Genomic DNA, 15,831 nt, shown 5'->3' on the forward strand with positions numbered 1-15,831 from the left:
CAGCGTTATTACCAGGAACATCTGCCGGCCAACGATTTTCAGCTCCTGCCCATCGACCTCGGGCATGCCACCCTGGTCGAAACCCTGCCGCTGCATCATCGTGATCCCTTCGACCGCCTGTTGATCGCCCAGGCATGGCAAGAGGGGCTGACGCTGGTGTCGAGCGACACAGCGTTCGATGCCTATGGGGTGACGCGAGTCTGGTGAGACGCGACTTGTATAGAATTAGAGAAGGGTACCCTCAAAATGACTTCCACCTCGCACCTGAACGATTGCCACACGCTGACTGGTGAGGCTTGAAGCGCCCGGCCCAGCTCAGGATACTGCAACGACATCCACCACACGGAGTCCGAAAGATGTCCTACGAACCCAACACCAAAGTCACCGTCGTCGACATCCAGATGCCGTTCTTGTCGATGGTCGTCTTCATGGTCAAGGCCGCCATTGCCTCGATCCCGGCCGTCTTCATCCTGACGGTCATCGCCACCCTGTTCATGGCAATCCTCAACGCGCTGTTCGGCACGGGTCTGCGCTGACCCCTGCTCGTCCTCATGCACGGCGACCGCCAGGTCTCGACCCAGACACTGGCCCGGGCCATCGGCGTCAAGCGGATCACGCCCTGCGATCCAAAGGTCGCCGACAAGCATTCAGGCTATCAGGTCGGCGGCACCTCCCCGTTAGGCACCCGCCGCGCCATGCCGGTCTACTGTGAGCAGAGCATCGCCGATCTGCCGCGCCTCTACATCAACGGCGGCAAGCGTGGCTACATCCTTTCACTGGCGACGGCCGATCTGCTGCGCGTGCTCCAGCCGACTCTTGGGTGAGCATGGCCGTCTGACACTCACACGACCGGCATGCCACGCCTGAACGAATCCGCACCGCTGTTGCTCTGCGTTTCGTGCCTAGCAGGTAGCTGGCTGCAAAAAATATGACGATTATGTGAACATTTTTTGACAAACTGGCGCCCTTGCGCGCTCAGACGCTCTGCTGGGCAGCGCGCGTTCAGTTTCGTCAACTAATGCTATGTGATCTCATGAAGACCACCAACCCGATCGCCGCCCTGTTCGGACCCTCACCCTTTGGGCCGACCCAGGAACACATGCGGCTCGTCCAATCCGCCGTCGCTCAGCTTCCAGACCTCGTCGAGGCACTGGGCGCGAGCGATGACTCCGACATCGCACCACGCCAGGACGCGATCCGAGTGCTCGTCACCCGCGCCAGCGCACTCTCGCGCGAGATCCGGCTGCACCTGCCGCGCAGTCTGTTCATGCCGGTCGATCGGCGCGATCTGCTCTCACTGCTCGACCGCCAGGAGTGGATCGGGCGCGAAGTACGCGCCATCGCCGACCTGCCGTTGCAGCATGCCTCCGGTCTTCCCACGGACCTGCACACGGCGCTACGCACCCTGACCCGGACCACCACCGAGACCTGCCAGCAGGCCACAGCCATCGTCGATGAACTCGACGAACTCATCGAAACCGGTTTTCGCGGTCCAGAGGCCGCTCGGGTCGAGACGATGATCCAGACGCTCGACCGGCTCGCCAGCGAGACCGACGATCAGATACCGGCACTCGCGCGCGCGCTCTTCGAGCCAAGCGACAGCCAGGACAAGGGCTTGGACCCCAGCCGGCAATGGCTCACGCACCAGCTCATCCGCGCGCTCGGTGCGCTTGCCAATCGCGCCGCCCGCATCGGCGATCACCTGCTGCCACTCATCGCGCGCTGAAGTCTGAGGGAAGACCGTGGAAATTATCAATGAATGGGGATCGGTGTTTCTGATCCTGGCCATCGTCTTTGGCCTCTACATGACCTGGGGCATCGGCGCCAACGACGTCGCCAATGCCATGGGCACCTCGGTTGGCTCGGGGGCCATCACCGTGCGGCAGGCGATCCTGATCGCGGCCATCTGCGAGTTCCTCGGCGCCTTCGTCGCCGGCGGCAATGTCACCTCGACCATCCGCGGCGGCATCATCGATGCCGAGACCATGGCAGATCAGCCGGAACTGCTGGTCTATGGCATGCTCGCCTCACTGCTGGCCGCCGGGGTCTGGCTCATGATCGCCTCGGCGCGCGGCTGGCCGGTCTCGACCACGCATTCGATCGTCGGCGCCATCGTCGGCTTCGCGGTCGCCGGAATCGGGATGCATGCGGTGCACTGGGAGATGATTGGCCAGATCGCGGCTAGTTGGGTGGTCTCACCGCTGCTGGGCGGTCTGGCGGCGCTACTGATCATGCTGAGCATCCGCCGACTGATCCTCAATGCCGACAACCCCTTCCGTCAGGCCAAACGCTGGGGGCCGGTCTATGTCTTCCTGGTCGGCTGGATCGTGAGCCTGGTCTCACTGTTTAAGGGACTCAAGCATCTGGATCTGCACCTGACGACCAGTGAAAGCCTGATCGTGGCGACCGTCTTCGGGTTGGTGACGGGACTCATCGGCAAGGTATTGATCGACCGTGTCAAGCTCGACGAAAAGGCCGACCGCGCCTTCCATTTCGCCAGTGTCGAGAAGGTCTTCACGCCGATGATGATTTTCACCGCCTGCGCCATGGCCTTCGCGCACGGATCCAATGACGTGGCCAATGGCATCGGGCCGCTGGCGGCCGTGGTCTCGGTGATCGAGTCCGGCGGCACCGTGGCCCAGAAGTCGCAACTGCCGCTGTGGATCCTGCTACTCGGTGGTATCGGCATCGTGGTGGGACTGGCGACCCTGGGCTATCGCGTGATGCAGACCATCGGCACCAAGATCACCGAGCTGACGCCCACGCGCGGCTTCTCGGCCACGCTGGCAGCGGCCGCTGTGGTGGTGCTGGCCTCCAAGACCGGACTGCCGGTCTCGACCACCCATATCGCCGTGGGCGCGGTCATGGGCGTGGGGCTGTCACGCGGCATCGCGGCGCTGGATCTGCGCGTCATCGGCAATATCGTGATCTCCTGGCTGATCACGCTGCCGGCCGGGGCCGTGCTGGCGGCACTGTTCTTCTACATGCTCAAGTTCAGCTTCTCTTGAACGAACCGCTGACGCCGGCGGACTATCCCTTCGTCGCAAGCGAACCGGTCGCGGATCTGGTCGAGATCCGTGGTGTGCCCCTGGCGCGCGGCGTGCGCTTCGGCCAGATCCTGGTGACAGGGCCGCCGGGGTCGGGCAAGTCGACGCTCATCCGCCGTCTCGGCGGCTGGCCTGAGGAGGGCTATGTCGATCTGACCTGCAACGGCTGGTGGCGCTCCAGGTCGCTGGCACTGCGTCCACGCGAGATCCATTTCGGGCTACCCTTCGTCGGTGAGCCGCGCGCGCTGGCGCTGTTCGATCCGGAATGGCTGCCACGCTGGCGCGAGCTGGAACTGGAGCCGGCACGCATCCGGCTGCCGCCGGTCAAGCGCCACCCCTGGTCGACAGACTGGCGCGGACGCCTGGATTTCGAGTTCCTGCTGCCGCCGCCCGAGACCATCGTCGTTTCGCGCCGCGCGCGGGCGCGCTGGGGGACGCATCCGATCGACGCCAGCATTGACCCGGATCAGATTCGTGCCCAGGTCGCGATCTACAGCCAGGTCGCCCTGTACTTCCAGCAACAGGGTATGATCGTGCATCTGCGCGAACAGTCCAACCAGCCACCACGGCGGATTCACCCGTATGGCGAAACCCAAACGACTCGCCCGTAAAAGTCTTCTCAAGCGCTTCCGCGAGCTGCTCCAGGGCATGGATGCCTGCGAGGACGTGGATCTGAAGGATGCCCTGCGTCTGGGCGAGGACAAGATTCGGGTGCCGGCGCCGGCGCTGCCGCTGTGCATCCAGCTCGGCGGCGAGGATGGCTATCCGCTGCATCTCTATCCGGAGCCGTGCTTCGATGAAAACGGCGCCCTGCTGCACTCAGGCGACTATCTGCTCGTCGAGCCCGACAGCTATTTCCAGGACATCAGTGGCTTTCTGCGGCTCGATCAGGGCGAGACCCTGACCCTGGGACGCGGCGATCCGCTCCAGCGTCTGCTGTTGCGCTATCCCAAATCAGTCGCCAACCAGCATCTGCGCCTGAAGCTCTCGGCCAAAGGGCTGGCGTTCAAGAACAAGTCCGAGCGCGCCGGGGTCTGTCTGGCGCCGCTCACGCGCGAGGACTGGATCGAGCGTGTGGCGCGTCAGCGTCTGCGGGCGCTCGACCGGCTGGTCGAGGTGCTCGGCGGGCCGATCGAACCGCTGGCACCCAGTGCGGCGCTCGAACTGATCGAGCAGGTCACGGCGCTGATGCGCGACGAGCCTTATCGTGTTCCCAACGACCAGGGGCGCAATAGCGGCTTGCTGGCCCTGCCCGATCGCCCACGGCCCATCTTCGTCGGCGACCTGCACGCCCGGCTCGACAACCTGCTGGTGATCCTGACTCAGGGCGCGTTCCTCGACGCGCTCATCGACGGCAGCGCCTTACTCATCCTGCTCGGCGACGCCGTCCAGCCCGACGCGCCAGGCCAGGAGGCGGAGATGGGCAGCTCGATGCTGATGATGGATCTGATCTTCCGGCTCAAGCAGCGCTTTCCCGAGCGCGTTTTCTATCTGCGCGGCAATCACGACAGTTTTTCCGACGAGATCAGCAAGTCCGGCGTTCCCCAGGGGCTGTTGTGGGAACAGGCGCTGATCGAGCAGCGCGGACAGCGCTATCGTGACGCCATGCACACCTTTTACAATTGCCTGCCCTATGTCGCTGCCTCCCCCGGCTATCTGGCCTGTCACGCCGGACCGCCGATCGGCAAACTCACCTGGGAGGCGCTGGTCGACATCGAGCGTCATCCCAAGCTCGCCCATCAGCTCACCCATGTGCGGCTGCGTCAGTCCAACCAGTCCAACGGCTATGGCTATGGAACCCGCGATCTGGCACGCTTGCGCAAGCGTCTTGGCGTCAAGCGCGAGGCGCCGGTCATCGTCGGGCACACTCCGCCGCGCCACACGCAGACCTGCTGGATGAACGCCGGCGGCATTCCCAACCACCATATCGTCTATGGCTCCCATCCGGATTGGATCGGCGTCATCACCCGCCCTGAGAAACGCCTAGTGCCCCTGATCTACCCGAGTGAACCCATGCTCAGCGTCTACAACCATCGCGCACGCGCCCTCCGTCTGAGCGAGTGCACCAATGGATGAATCCATGATCGACTGGTGGCGGATGAGCGTCGGCCTTTTCGGCGGGCTGGCGCTCTTTCTCTACGGCATGGAGCAGATGGCCACCGCACTCAAGGCCGCCGCCGGCGAGCGCATGAAGGACATCCTGGCGCGTCTGACCACCAACCGCTTCATGGGCGCGCTCACTGGCGCCTTCGTCACGGCCATCATCAACTCGTCCTCGATCACCACGGTGCTGGTGGTCGGCTTCATCAGTGCCGGACTGATGTCGCTGTCGCAGTCGGTCGGCGTCATCATGGGCGCCAACATCGGCTCGACCGTCACGGCACAACTGATCGCCTTTCAGCTCGACAACATGGCGCTGTTGATGATCGGCTTCGGCTTCGTGCTGCTGGTGGCCACACAACGCGAGTCGGCGCGCCATTACGGCGGCATGATTATGGGCCTGGGTCTGGTCTTTCTCGGCATGACTGTCATGAGCGAGGCCATGGCGCCGCTGCGCGACTATGAGCCATTCCTCGACTTCATGGCGACCCTGAGCAATCCGCTGCCCGCTATCCTGATCGCCGCGCTCTTCACCGGCCTGATACAATCCTCAGCCGCCACCACGGGTATCGCCATTGTGATGGCCAGCCAGGGTTTGATGAATCTGGAAACCGGCATCGCGCTGGCTTTCGGCGCCAACATCGGCACCTGTGTCACCGCGATGCTGGCCTCGATCGGTAAGCCGCGCGAAGCCGTGCGCGCGGCCCTGGTGCATGTGATCTTCAACGTCGCCGGCGTGCTGGTCTGGGTCGGCTTCATCGGCCAGTTGGCCGAGTGGGTGCAATGGCTCTCGCCGATGCGGCCCGATCTCTCCGGGCAGGCGCGGCTGGCCGCTGAGGTGCCGCGTCAGATCGCCAATGCGCACACGCTCTTCAACATCGCCAATACACTGCTGTTCATCGGCTTCACCCGCCAGCTCGCGTGGCTGGTCGAGTGGCTGGTACCCGACAAGCCGGCGGGCGAGGACGCCTTCATCGTCCGCCCGCGCTATCTCGACGAGGAATTGCTGACCACGCCCTCGCTGGCGCTCGACCGGGTGCGGCTGGAGATCCTGCACATGGGCGACAGCGTGCGCGAGATGATGCGCCTGATCATGCCAGCTATCCTTGGCGGTAATCGCCAGACACTGCGCGAGATCGAGCTGATGGACAATGACGTCGACACGCTCCATGCCGAGATCGTCACCTATCTCGGCAAAATCAGCCGCCAGAGTCTGACCGAACATCAGACGCGCGAGCTGATGGCGCTGCTCGCCGCCGCCAATGACCTGGAGAATATCGGCGACCTGATCGAGACCAATCTAGTCGTGCTCGGACGCGAGCGCATCGATCAGGGCGTTTCGGTCAGCGAGCCGACACGCGAGTTGCTGCTCGACTTCCATCGCACCGTCAGCCGCGCACTCGGCACGGCCCTGCAGGCGGTCGCGCAGAACAACGAGATCGCCGCGCGCACCGTCACGGCCATGAAGCGCGAGATCAGCGCGATCGCTGATTCAGCCGCCGCGCACGAGGCCCGGCGCCTGGTCGCCGAGGAGCCAAAGCGCATTCCGGCCTATACGCTGGAAATCGATATCATTGAAAAGCTTCAGCGGATCTATTATTTCGCCAAGCGCATGGCCAAGACGGTCGAGATCGACACCCTGGCCGAAAACGCTTGAGTATCAACACCCAAGACGCAGCCTCGCGCGGAGACAACCGGATGCAAACGGGTTTCGGGATCTACGCCAAGATCGCCCACGACATTATCGCTGGCCGGGCCAGCCTGCCGAACCTGCCTGACGCGGCGCTACGCATTCGCCGCGCCATGCAGGATCCCGACTGCGACCTGGCTCGCATGGAGAGCATCATCAAGACCGATGCCGGACTCTCGGGTTATCTGATCCAGATGGCCAACAGTCCGATGTATCGCGGCTGGCTCGCGACCAAGGATCTCAAGCGCGCGCTCTCGCTGTTCGGCATGGAGATGACGCGCAATCTCTGTCTGGGCTATTCACTGCGCGCCATGTTCCGTGCGCGTGATCCGCAGCTCAAGGCACTCCTGATGGAACATTGGAAACGCAGTGCGCATCGTGCCGCCTTCTGCGCGGTGCTGGCCGGACAGGTCCGGCGCATCAGTCCTGATCGCGCCCTGCTCGCCGGGCTGTTGCAGGAGATCGGTATGCCGCTGCTCTATATGCGGCTGGAGAACAACCCCGAGGCGCTGAGCAACCCCGAGATCCTCCAGGAGCTGGAAGAGGCCTTCTGCGCCAATATCAGCCTGACGCTGCTCGACTCCTGGGGACTCGACAAGGAATTGCAGGAGGCAGCGCGCAGTCGTCACGACTGGTCGCGCGAGCATCGCGGTAAGGCCGATCTGGCCGACCTGGTGATGCTGATCAATCTGCATGAATTGCGGCTGGAGAACGACCCCACGCGCTATCTGCCCGAGATGCAGAATCTGCCGGCCTATGAAAAGATTGATCCAGGTCCGGTCAGCGCCCAGGGTACGCTCGTGGTGCTCGACGAGTCGGTCGACATCGCGGCGATCGAGGCGACCATGACCAGCTAAATCCTGTGTCTCAGGACCAGTCGCGATAGGGACGCTGAGCCAGGTTGACATTGAAATAACGCGGATCGTCCGAGACCTCGGCCCCAAGCCAGTCGGGGCGCTCGAAGTCCTCGTCGACCGTTTCCAGTTCCAGCTCGGCCAGCACCAGACCGGCATTGGCGCCGGCGAAGACATCCAGCTCCCAGAGATGCCCGCCATGACGCACGCGATAGCGGGTCTTCTCGATCAATGGCGAGACGGCCAGCTCGCGCAGCAGGGTCTCGGCCTCGTCGACCGGGATCGGATATTCGAACTCCAACCGGCTGATGCCCTGGGTCTTGCCCTTGAGCGTCAGCCAGGCCGTGTCACCCCGGATACGCACGCGCACGGTCGTGCGTGCGTCCTCGCTCAAATAGCCCTGGACGAGCCGGGTTTCGGCCTCCACCTGCTCGCGCCAGCCCTCGCCGATGACCAGGAATTTGCGCTCGATCTCGATGGCCATGGGGTCAGAGCGCCCGATCGGCAACCAGGATGCCGTCCTCATCGCAGTAGATGTGATCGCCGGGCGCGAAGCGCACGCCGGCGAAGGTCACCGGGATATCGCGCTGCCCCTCGCCCCGGCGCTCGCTCTTGCGCGGGATGCTGGCGAGCGCCTTGATGCCGAGCGACATCTGGCCGATCTCGACCGTATCGCGCACACAGCCGAAGAGCACGACGCCCGCCCACCCTTGCTCGACCGCACTCGCGGCGATCAGATCCCCGAGCATGGCACAGCGACGCGAGCCACCGGCGTCGACCACCAGCACGCGTCCCGCGCCCGGTTCGGCCAGTGTGGACTTGACCAACGAGTTGTCCTCGAAGCACTTGACCGTGACGATCTGGCCATGAAAGTGCGATATCCCTCCAAAATCACGGAATATGGGCTCACAGACGCGCAAATTGTCGCCATGTTGATCGTAGAGGTCGGCAGTCTTGAAGGACATAGGGTTCTCGCTGAAGGTTGGATGCGCGGCCACGCACATCTATTGATTCATGTATTTGGATCCGAACGGGAGCCACGATGACACTCGGCGGCCCCGAGGCCGGTCACGGAACAGACCCGCTGCGGCCAATTGGACGCATTGAACCGCCAAATGGCGTCCTGAGCAATGGCCCGTTGGGAACAGGCGGAGCTGGCCCCACATCATCGCCGTCAGACCGGATCCCGAACGAGACCGACAACCGACAATGAGGATTCTCACTCATGCGCCGGTCAGGTATCCTTAACAGGAACTTCAACCGCTGTCGCCCTGTCTCACGGGTCCGGCAATCACTGCATACACGCCATCATTTATTACCATAGGAGTGAGTTTCGATATGGCCAATCCGGGCATTTCCATCCTCAAGACCACCGATGCGGCGGTCTCGGCAAATAAGGTTCTGAAGAACACCTATCTGCTGCTGTCGGCCACGCTCGGCTTCAGCGCCCTGACCGCCATGCTCTCGATCGTGCTGGCCATGCCCTCCTGGGTCTACATGGCGGCGGTCATCGTCTCCATGGTGCTGGGCATGTTCGTGCTGCCGCGCACGGCCAACTCGGCGGCCGGCGTCGGCGTTATCTTCGTCATCACCGGCCTGCTCGGCTTCGGGCTCGGCGCCATCCTGAGCATGTATCTGGCCCTGCCGAATGGCCCGCAGATCGTGGGTCTGGCCTTCGGCGGCACGGCGGCGATCTTCCTGGGTCTGTCGGGCTATGCGCTCTCCAGCAAGCGTGACTTCAGCTTCATGGGCGGCTTCATCTTCGCCGGCATGATGGTGGTCATGATCGCGGTGATCGCCAACATCTTCCTGCAGATTCCGGCGCTGTCGCTGGCCATTTCTTCGGTCATCATCCTGCTGATGAGCGGCTTCATCCTCTTCGATACCAGCCGTATCGCGCGTGGTGAGGAGACCAACTACATCATGGCCACCTATGGCCTGTATCTGAGCCTCTTCAACATCTTCGTCAGTCTGTTGCAGATCCTCGGCATCATGGGCGGCGATGACTGATCCAGCGGCGTTTGCCGGCGTCTGACGCCCATGCACACAGCCCCGGCCTCGCGCCGGGGTTTTTGTTTCGAGCCAACCGACGAGGTGTTCCATGGAACTCTTTCTGAAGATCAGCGCCGCCATCCTGTTCGGGATGATGCTGTTTTTTCTGTGGCCGGTGTATAAAAACTGGCAGGAAAACGGTCCCAAGGCACAAAAGGGCGACTGGGCAGCGGCCATTCTGCCGCTCGGGGCGGTCGTGGTCTTTGTGGTGCTGCTGGTGCTGGCGGTACGCTGATGGTCGCGCGCCGAGCTGTGGTAGAGTAGCGCGTTATTTCGTAAGGAGATTCACCCCATGCCAACCCGGCTCGAACGCTCGACCATTCAGGGACTTTCGATCATCGTACTGACCTCGGCCCTGCTTCTGCTGGTCGGCTGTCAGTTCAATCCGCTCAAGCCTAGATCGGCGGTTCCAGCCACGAGCGCCGCGCCGGAAAGCGCCTGCGCCGCCAACTGCGACATCGCCAAGACCCAATGCGAAGAGCGCCAACAACTGCGCGAGCAGCTCTGTCAGGAGCAGGCCGCGCGACTCCAGAACGACACCACGCCCTGCAATACCACGACCAATCCGCTCTGTCCCCAGCCGACCGCCTGTCTGGGTGAAGATATGGGCCTGTGTCGCGTGCAGCACGAAGAATGTTTGACGCGCTGTGCCAACACACCCGCCCGGGCGTCCGTCACACATCAAGCCGAGTCCTGATGGCCTGGATCTATCTGGTGATCGCCGGCCTCTTTGAATGGGGCTGGCCTGTCGGACTCAAACTGGGCCTGACCGACAGTGGTCTGCATTGGGGTTGGATCCTGTTCGCCGTGTTCTGCATGATCGCCAGCGGCGCCCTGCTTCTGATCGCCCAGAAGACCATCCCCATGGGTACCGCCTACGCGGTCTGGACCGGCATCGGCGCTACGGGCGCCTTCGTGCTCGGCATCCTGCTCTTCGGTGAGCCGGCCACGCTCGCCCGTATCTTCTTCGTCGGACTCATCGTAGTCGGCATCCTCGGACTCAAGCTGGCCTCCGATTGAGCGGCGGCCAGTGTGACTGGCTATACCGACTCAGACAGTGACTCGTCATCGCTTCGGGTCTTGCTTTTGCGCCGTGGCAGGGCAGGCATCTCGTCATCGACCTCGATCACGCGCAGAGCGCGTTCCTCGGCGGCGAGCCGCTTGGCGGCGATCGTCTTCTCCTGGCGTGTGCGCACCGTATAGCCGAGCGCCGCGCCGCCGGCCGCCGCCACGGTTGCCAGACCCAGCGTCATGAACTGGGCCAGCATCATGGCCACACCGACACCGACTGTTCCGCCCACGACCACGCCGGTTTTGAGACTCAGGCCCGCCGAGGCACGCTTTCGGGCCTTGGCCACCAGATTGGCGGCTTCGCGCGTGGTCTTGACACGCTGCTGCTCGGCGCGCACGCGGATCTTCTCGCGCTCCTTGGAATGACGCTCGCTGACCCGCGATACTACCCGATGCCGGTCGGCTGAGACGATGGTGTTGAACCAGAGCGCCACCATCACCGCAATAACCCCACCCAGGAGTGCAAACAGCGGCCAGGTCGTCTGCCAGTCGGTCTGGAGTGCGGTATAGATGAGCAGGATCGTGATCCCTTGCAGCAGCACGATCCCGATCAGAAAGCGGATGAAACTACCGAGACCAAAGGGAATGATGTTCATGTTTGGATTGCAGTCAGGGTGATGGGCTGATGAATAGACCGACCTCAGATCAGAAAGATCCAGCGCCTGTCGTCGGCCTCACGGCCCGAACCGCTCGCGGATCGCGATTTCGACGATAGATCGAGCAGACGCTGACGCAGCGCCGAGAGACTTTCGGGACGCCCGCTCAGTTCGGGCGGGATGTCGCGGTCATAGGCATCGACGAGGCTGTAGAGATGCTCAGGACCGAGACCGGACAGATCCGCGAGCAAGCGTGGTGCCTCGCCGTCCAGGGGCAACAGGCTCGGCTCCAGTGCGGTGACCAGGAACGGGCCGGCACCGCGCTCGACACGAGTGGCCAGACGTATCTGGCCCCGTTGACGCAGAAACGCGCCGAGCTGACGGCGCATCAGGTCCGAGAGATCGACCGCGGCCAGATCCATGAGCGGCGACATCGGCGAGCGGCCGGCGCGGATCGGAATCAGGAAGACATGCGCCTCGGCGCTCGGGCCGTCATCGCCACCGGAGGTGGACACATAGGTCTCGATCATTCTGAACAGTTCGCTGTGACGCGCCAACGCCTCTCCGCTCGCCCGCTCAAAGCCCGCTCCGAGCAGCACGAAGGTATAGAGTCCATAGCCGGGCAAGGCATCTTCATAGAGCCGATTGAGCGCGATCTCGGTCACGAGCTGCACGCTCTGCTCCCCCGAGGGAAAATAGAGCATTCCATAGCCGTCGCCATCGCTTGCAAGCGCTTCTGACGCACGAGGCTGGCCTTCAGCGACGACCGGCATTGGAGCGGCGGGTGCTGAAGCCCGCGTATCCGTTGCTAACACGGGTCGCTCAACCGGCGCCTTGGGTCTGGTCTGCGACGAAGCCACGGGATCCGTGGTCGCGCAACCAGCCAGTGTCAGCGCCAGCAGTGCCAAGAGCCACCAGTGAACAATCTGAGTCGAGCAAGGACGAGGGATGCGTGTCATACGCGGACGCCAGTCATCAATAAGAAATCTCATGATACAGAGCGGCGCGCTCAAAATCCCGACCGCCCGGCAATGACTTCGACCACAGCTGCACACAGTTGCGTCAGTTCCGCGTCTGAGATCACATAGGGCGGCATCAGATAAACCAGGCGTCCGAAGGGTCGCACCCAGACGCCCGAGTCGACCAGACGGCGCTGGATCTCGCGCATCGGCACCGGACGTTCCATCTCGACCACGCCGATCCCGCCGAGCACCCGGACATCAGCCACACCCGACTGCCCCCGGCAGGGCGCGAGTCCAGCCGTCAGACCGCGTTCGAGACGCTGGATATTGGCCGCCCAGTCCTGCGCCAGCAACAGCTCGATGCTGGCATTGGCAATGGCGCAGGCGAGCGGATTGCCCATGAAGGTCGGACCGTGCATGAAGACGCCCGGCGCACCCGATGAGATCCCGTGCGCGACCCGCCGGCTGGCAAGCGTGGCGGCCAGTGTCAGATAGCCGCCGGTCAGCGCCTTGCCCAGGGTCAGGATATCCGGCGCGATCCCGGCATGCTCACAGGCGAACAGGCGCCCGGTGCGCCCGAAGCCGGTGGCGATCTCGTCGGCGATCAGGAGCACGTCGAACTGGTCGCAGAGTGCGCGTACCTGCTGGAGATACTCGGCGCTGTAGAAGCGCATCCCGCCCGCGCCCTGGACGATCGGCTCCAGGATCACGGCGGCGAGTTCGTGCTGGTGGCGCTCGATCAGCTCGGCGAAGGGCGCGATATCGGCGTCCGTGCAGGGTTCGCCGAAGCGACACCCCGGCGCTGGCGCGAAGATCTGCTGCGGCAGCACGCGGTTGAACAGATGGTGCATCCCCGTGACCGGATCGCACACCGACATGGCGTTGAAGGTGTCGCCGTGATAGCCCGAGCGAATGGTCAGGAGGCGATGGCGCTCGGGCCGTCCAGCCGAGATCCAGAACTGGAGCGCCATCTTGATTGCGACTTCGACCGCGACCGACCCTGAGTCGCAGAGAAAGACATGCTGGAGCGGCTCGGGCGTCAGCGCGACCAGTGAGCGTACCAGACGCATCGCCGGTTCATGGGTCAGGCCGCCGAACATCACATGCGCCATCTGGTCGAGTTGCTCGCGCGCCGCTTGATTGAGCGCCGGATGGTTGTAGCCGTGGATGGCGCACCACCAGGAGGCCATGCCGTCGATCAGACTCCGCCCATCCATCAACTCGATCCGGCAGCCATGCGCCGAGCGCACCGGATAGACCGGATCGCGGTCCAGGGTCGAGGTATAGGGATGCCAGGCGTGCGCCTGATCGATGGCGAGGATGTCGTCAGGATCCATCAGGTGGAATCCTTGTTGGTGGTCGGGCAACGCGATCGAGAAGACGGGTTCATTGACTGGAGCCGCCTTCACAGCTCGCGGCGGCTGTCGATCTCGTTCAGCGACACCCCGCGCAGCAGGCTCTTGAGGATGTCACGGCAAGCCTCCTCGTGCTCGGATTCCTTGCCGCGCCGGGCATCGCTGAAGAAGCGCGCCAGCTCGCGCTGATCTTGTGAATCCAGCGCCTCGGTGAAGCCCTTGGGACGGATCTCACGATCGGGCACGCGGTTGGGATCGTTCTCGTCGGCGGCCTGGCGGCCATGCGCCCAGTTCATGGCGCGTGCGCTGTAGAGCACGATGCGGTCGAGCAGTACGAAGGGAAAGCGCGGATTGGAGACCGGGCCGATGGTGTAGACGTGCGTGTTGGGGGCGCGCTCGATATTGAGCTTAGCCAGTGCCTTGCCGCCCATCATGCCCAGGACGCCGCCGGCGGCCGCACCCAGCAGGGCGCCGGTTCCGAGCGAGTGCCCAGCGGTCGCCAGATCGATGGTCACACCCGAGGCCGCGCCAGCCGCCATGCCGACCATCGCCAGTTGGCGGCGCGAAAGTCCGAGCGCCTGACCCACGTCCTCCGAGAGCAGATCCTGGCTCAACACCGAATCGGGCGGCAGATGCCAGACATTGTGCCGAAAGTGGGCGCGGATGTGTTCCTGGGCCACGACCTCCAGCTGGCGCAGACCGTCCTCGAACTCAGCCGTGATCTCGGCTTTGATCCGGTCACGTCCGCTCTGAAAGATGACCTTGCTGCTCTTGACCGTCTTCGACGCCTTGTAGCTCAGGGCCTGCTTGAGCAGATCGAGGATCGAATCCACGGCGTGATCGGTGCGGCGCTCCCAGTCGTGGGCGAAGGCGTCGATAGCCTCCTCAAGCATTGGCTCCCAGCGCTGATCGATGCTCTTGAGTGCGTTCAGCAGCCGGATGCGCTCATCATAGGTTGCGCGATGCGCGTTAAAGTCGCGCACTGAATTGAACGCCTTGCTCAGGGCATCACGCCACTGATTCATGTAGCGATCCTGCTTGCTCAGGTTGTTGAGGATCGCCATGCGCGGGCGCCCGGTGAGCCGCAGCAGCTCGATTTCGACCCGATCCTTCTCCTTGATACGCTTGGAACCATCGACCACCAGGATGATACCGGCACCCTCGGCGACCGGCTCCATTAGCGCCACGTCATGGGCGTAGAGCGGATCGTTACGATGGGTCTCGACGAAGGCATGCGCCAGATCCGGGGTGTCCTCGTGGCTCTGGAACCACTCCAGGATGGCGTTGGGGTTCTGGAAGCCGGGCGTGTCGATGAACTCGATGACCGTGCGACTATCGATCACGACCGGATAGACGTCGGACTTGGTGGTCGTGCCCGCGCGTTTATCGATCGCGATGCAATCGTTCTCGGTCAGGGTCGCGACCACGGACGACTTGCCCGCGTTGGGGTGTCCCATGATCGCCAGGCGTGGAATCTTCGCCGCCATCAGTCTTCTCCATCCTCGTTGGGCGGGGTCAACATTTCCAGACGCAGATAGGGATCGGCCATCTGGTCGATCTTGGACTGCCAGTCGCGATAGTCGAAGGGGCGCAGCGGCGGCAGCCGGTCGTCGTCGTCCGGATCGCCGACCAGCGCCAGGAGCATCTGGGCCTGGGCGCCGGCAGCGGCGCGCAGTTCGCGCAGAAAGATCAGATTTTCGGTGATCGGCGGCTGAGAGCCGTCCTGGATCACGGCGATCCGGGGCGGCGGCGCTTGCCAGTCGCCTTCCTCGATCATGGACAACACGCGCGCTGTCATCTGGCTGCCGGCACCAAAGGTCGCTTGAGTCCCGATCCGCCAGCCGCTGAGGTCACGCAGCAGTTCTTCCAAACGCGGCCGATCCTCGGGTTCGAGCACGTCGTCGACGTCGACATGGATCAGCAGTAGGCAAGCATCCGGGCTGTATTCGGTTGCGCCCGCTCGCAGGACGACAGGCGTTTCAGGCTCAGGTTCTGGTTCAGGCTTAGGTTCTGGCTCAGGCTCCGGATGACTATCAGACACATCTACCAGCACACGATACAAGAGGGGATCTCGTAAGACGTCATCTGCTTGAAAATTATGAGG

General features: G+C 63.5%; 20 protein-coding genes. 13 read left to right on the plus strand and 7 right to left on the minus strand.

Features of this window, described 5'->3' with window-relative positions; all coding sequences use genetic code 11:
• From GJ668_RS18075 to GJ668_RS18115, 9 genes are all read left to right on the plus strand, one after another.
• The coding region (locus tag GJ668_RS18075; RefSeq protein ID WP_155451512.1) for a type II toxin-antitoxin system VapC family toxin at positions 1-207 on the plus strand (207 nt) is incomplete at its 5' end.
• A 149-nt stretch (positions 208-356) separates the two neighbouring features.
• Positions 357-536 carry a hypothetical protein gene (locus GJ668_RS18080; protein WP_155451513.1) on the plus strand — a complete coding sequence of 60 codons (180 nt, stop codon included), beginning with the start codon at positions 357-359 and terminating at the stop codon, positions 534-536.
• Between the two features lie 15 nt (positions 537-551).
• Positions 552-824 carry a YbaK/EbsC family protein gene (locus tag GJ668_RS18085; protein ID WP_246194978.1) on the plus strand — a complete coding sequence of 91 codons (273 nt, stop codon included), beginning with the start codon at positions 552-554 and terminating at the stop codon, positions 822-824.
• Positions 825-1,033: 209 nt separating this feature from the next.
• Positions 1,034-1,726 (plus strand): DUF47 domain-containing protein, encoded by a 693-nt coding sequence (locus GJ668_RS18090; RefSeq protein ID WP_155451514.1) that lies wholly within the window; start codon positions 1,034-1,036, stop codon positions 1,724-1,726.
• Positions 1,727-1,742: 16 nt separating this feature from the next.
• Positions 1,743-3,008, plus strand: a complete 1,266-nt coding sequence (locus GJ668_RS18095; protein WP_186343192.1) for an inorganic phosphate transporter — start codon at positions 1,743-1,745, stop codon at positions 3,006-3,008.
• Positions 3,005-3,658 (plus strand): serine/threonine protein phosphatase, encoded by a 654-nt coding sequence (locus GJ668_RS18100; protein ID WP_155451515.1) that lies wholly within the window; start codon positions 3,005-3,007, stop codon positions 3,656-3,658. Before GJ668_RS18095 ends, GJ668_RS18100 begins: the two co-directional genes overlap by 4 nt.
• The gene (locus GJ668_RS18105; protein ID WP_155451516.1) at positions 3,630-5,123 is read left to right on the plus strand and encodes a metallophosphoesterase; all 1,494 of its coding nucleotides are present in this window, start codon (positions 3,630-3,632) and stop codon (positions 5,121-5,123) included. The genes GJ668_RS18100 and GJ668_RS18105 overlap by 29 nt, the downstream gene beginning before the upstream one ends.
• Positions 5,116-6,804 carry a Na/Pi cotransporter family protein gene (locus GJ668_RS18110; protein WP_155451517.1) on the plus strand — a complete coding sequence of 563 codons (1,689 nt, stop codon included), beginning with the start codon at positions 5,116-5,118 and terminating at the stop codon, positions 6,802-6,804. The genes GJ668_RS18105 and GJ668_RS18110 overlap by 8 nt, the downstream gene beginning before the upstream one ends.
• A gap of 41 nt (positions 6,805-6,845) precedes the next feature.
• Positions 6,846-7,694 carry an HDOD domain-containing protein gene (locus GJ668_RS18115; RefSeq protein ID WP_155451518.1) on the plus strand — a complete coding sequence of 283 codons (849 nt, stop codon included), beginning with the start codon at positions 6,846-6,848 and terminating at the stop codon, positions 7,692-7,694.
• 10 nt (positions 7,695-7,704) lie between these two features.
• On the opposite strand, the gene GJ668_RS18120 is transcribed toward GJ668_RS18115, so the two are convergent.
• Positions 7,705-8,175 carry a CYTH domain-containing protein gene (locus tag GJ668_RS18120; protein ID WP_155451519.1) on the minus strand — a complete coding sequence of 157 codons (471 nt, stop codon included), beginning with the start codon at positions 8,173-8,175 and terminating at the stop codon, positions 7,705-7,707.
• Positions 8,176-8,179: 4 nt separating this feature from the next.
• Positions 8,180-8,656 (minus strand): ribonuclease E activity regulator RraA, encoded by a 477-nt coding sequence (gene rraA, locus GJ668_RS18125; RefSeq protein WP_155451520.1) that lies wholly within the window; start codon positions 8,654-8,656, stop codon positions 8,180-8,182.
• A gap of 373 nt (positions 8,657-9,029) precedes the next feature.
• Between rraA and GJ668_RS18130 the strand changes: the two genes are divergently transcribed.
• The 4 genes from GJ668_RS18130 (at position 9,030) to GJ668_RS18145 (ending at position 10,763) form a co-directional block, all read left to right on the plus strand.
• The gene (locus GJ668_RS18130) at positions 9,030-9,701 is read left to right on the plus strand and encodes a Bax inhibitor-1/YccA family protein (protein WP_155451521.1); all 672 of its coding nucleotides are present in this window, start codon (positions 9,030-9,032) and stop codon (positions 9,699-9,701) included.
• 91 nt (positions 9,702-9,792) lie between these two features.
• Positions 9,793-9,978: a hypothetical protein gene (locus GJ668_RS18135; RefSeq protein WP_155451522.1), complete on the plus strand. Its 186-nt coding sequence runs from the start codon at positions 9,793-9,795 to the stop codon at positions 9,976-9,978.
• Positions 9,979-10,035: 57 nt separating this feature from the next.
• The gene (locus GJ668_RS18140; RefSeq protein WP_155451523.1) at positions 10,036-10,440 is read left to right on the plus strand and encodes a hypothetical protein; all 405 of its coding nucleotides are present in this window, start codon (positions 10,036-10,038) and stop codon (positions 10,438-10,440) included.
• Entirely contained in the window at positions 10,440-10,763 is a 324-nt protein-coding gene (locus GJ668_RS18145) for a DMT family transporter (protein WP_155451524.1), read from the plus strand. Before GJ668_RS18140 ends, GJ668_RS18145 begins: the two co-directional genes overlap by 1 nt.
• A gap of 20 nt (positions 10,764-10,783) precedes the next feature.
• On the opposite strand, the gene GJ668_RS18150 is transcribed toward GJ668_RS18145, so the two are convergent.
• The 5 genes from GJ668_RS18150 to GJ668_RS18170 form a co-directional block, all read right to left on the minus strand.
• The gene (locus GJ668_RS18150; protein WP_155451525.1) at positions 10,784-11,410 is read right to left on the minus strand and encodes a hypothetical protein; all 627 of its coding nucleotides are present in this window, start codon (positions 11,408-11,410) and stop codon (positions 10,784-10,786) included.
• A 44-nt stretch (positions 11,411-11,454) separates the two neighbouring features.
• Entirely contained in the window at positions 11,455-12,114 is a 660-nt protein-coding gene (locus GJ668_RS18155) for a hypothetical protein (protein WP_155451526.1), read from the minus strand.
• A gap of 305 nt (positions 12,115-12,419) precedes the next feature.
• Positions 12,420-13,709, minus strand: a complete 1,290-nt coding sequence (gene bioA / locus GJ668_RS18160) for an adenosylmethionine--8-amino-7-oxononanoate transaminase (protein ID WP_155451527.1) — start codon at positions 13,707-13,709, stop codon at positions 12,420-12,422.
• A 68-nt stretch (positions 13,710-13,777) separates the two neighbouring features.
• Positions 13,778-15,214 carry a GTPase/DUF3482 domain-containing protein gene (locus tag GJ668_RS18165; RefSeq protein ID WP_155451528.1) on the minus strand — a complete coding sequence of 479 codons (1,437 nt, stop codon included), beginning with the start codon at positions 15,212-15,214 and terminating at the stop codon, positions 13,778-13,780.
• On the minus strand, positions 15,214-15,831 hold a 618-nt coding region (locus GJ668_RS18170; RefSeq protein WP_246194979.1), incomplete at its 5' end, for a DUF2868 domain-containing protein. The genes GJ668_RS18170 and GJ668_RS18165, both read right to left, overlap by 1 nt.

This window comes from Allochromatium palmeri (assembly GCF_009720725.1).
Lineage (GTDB): Bacteria > Pseudomonadota > Gammaproteobacteria > Chromatiales > Chromatiaceae > Thermochromatium > Thermochromatium palmeri.

Bases quoted from the DNA above. Each gene is read 5' to 3' on its own strand.
- GJ668_RS18080 (WP_155451513.1), top strand. From the start codon at position 357: ATGTCCTACGAACCCAACACCAAAGTCACCGTCGTCGACATCCAGATG.
- GJ668_RS18085 (WP_246194978.1), top strand. From the start codon at position 552: ATGCACGGCGACCGCCAGGTCTCGACCCAGACACTGGCCCGGGCCATC.
- GJ668_RS18090 (WP_155451514.1), top strand. From the start codon at position 1,034: ATGAAGACCACCAACCCGATCGCCGCCCTGTTCGGACCCTCACCCTTT.
- GJ668_RS18105 (WP_155451516.1), top strand. From the start codon at position 3,630: ATGGCGAAACCCAAACGACTCGCCCGTAAAAGTCTTCTCAAGCGCTTC.
- GJ668_RS18110 (WP_155451517.1), top strand. From the start codon at position 5,116: ATGGATGAATCCATGATCGACTGGTGGCGGATGAGCGTCGGCCTTTTC.
- GJ668_RS18115 (WP_155451518.1), top strand. From the start codon at position 6,846: ATGCAAACGGGTTTCGGGATCTACGCCAAGATCGCCCACGACATTATC.
- GJ668_RS18120 (WP_155451519.1), bottom strand. From the start codon at position 8,175: ATGGCCATCGAGATCGAGCGCAAATTCCTGGTCATCGGCGAGGGCTGG.
- rraA (WP_155451520.1), bottom strand. From the start codon at position 8,656: ATGTCCTTCAAGACTGCCGACCTCTACGATCAACATGGCGACAATTTG.
- GJ668_RS18130 (WP_155451521.1), top strand. From the start codon at position 9,030: ATGGCCAATCCGGGCATTTCCATCCTCAAGACCACCGATGCGGCGGTC.
- GJ668_RS18135 (WP_155451522.1), top strand. From the start codon at position 9,793: ATGGAACTCTTTCTGAAGATCAGCGCCGCCATCCTGTTCGGGATGATG.
- GJ668_RS18140 (WP_155451523.1), top strand. From the start codon at position 10,036: ATGCCAACCCGGCTCGAACGCTCGACCATTCAGGGACTTTCGATCATC.
- GJ668_RS18145 (WP_155451524.1), top strand. From the start codon at position 10,440: ATGGCCTGGATCTATCTGGTGATCGCCGGCCTCTTTGAATGGGGCTGG.
- GJ668_RS18150 (WP_155451525.1), bottom strand. From the start codon at position 11,410: ATGAACATCATTCCCTTTGGTCTCGGTAGTTTCATCCGCTTTCTGATC.
- GJ668_RS18155 (WP_155451526.1), bottom strand. From the start codon at position 12,114: ATGCTCTATTTTCCCTCGGGGGAGCAGAGCGTGCAGCTCGTGACCGAG.
- bioA (WP_155451527.1), bottom strand. From the start codon at position 13,709: ATGGATCCTGACGACATCCTCGCCATCGATCAGGCGCACGCCTGGCAT.
- GJ668_RS18165 (WP_155451528.1), bottom strand. From the start codon at position 15,214: ATGGCGGCGAAGATTCCACGCCTGGCGATCATGGGACACCCCAACGCG.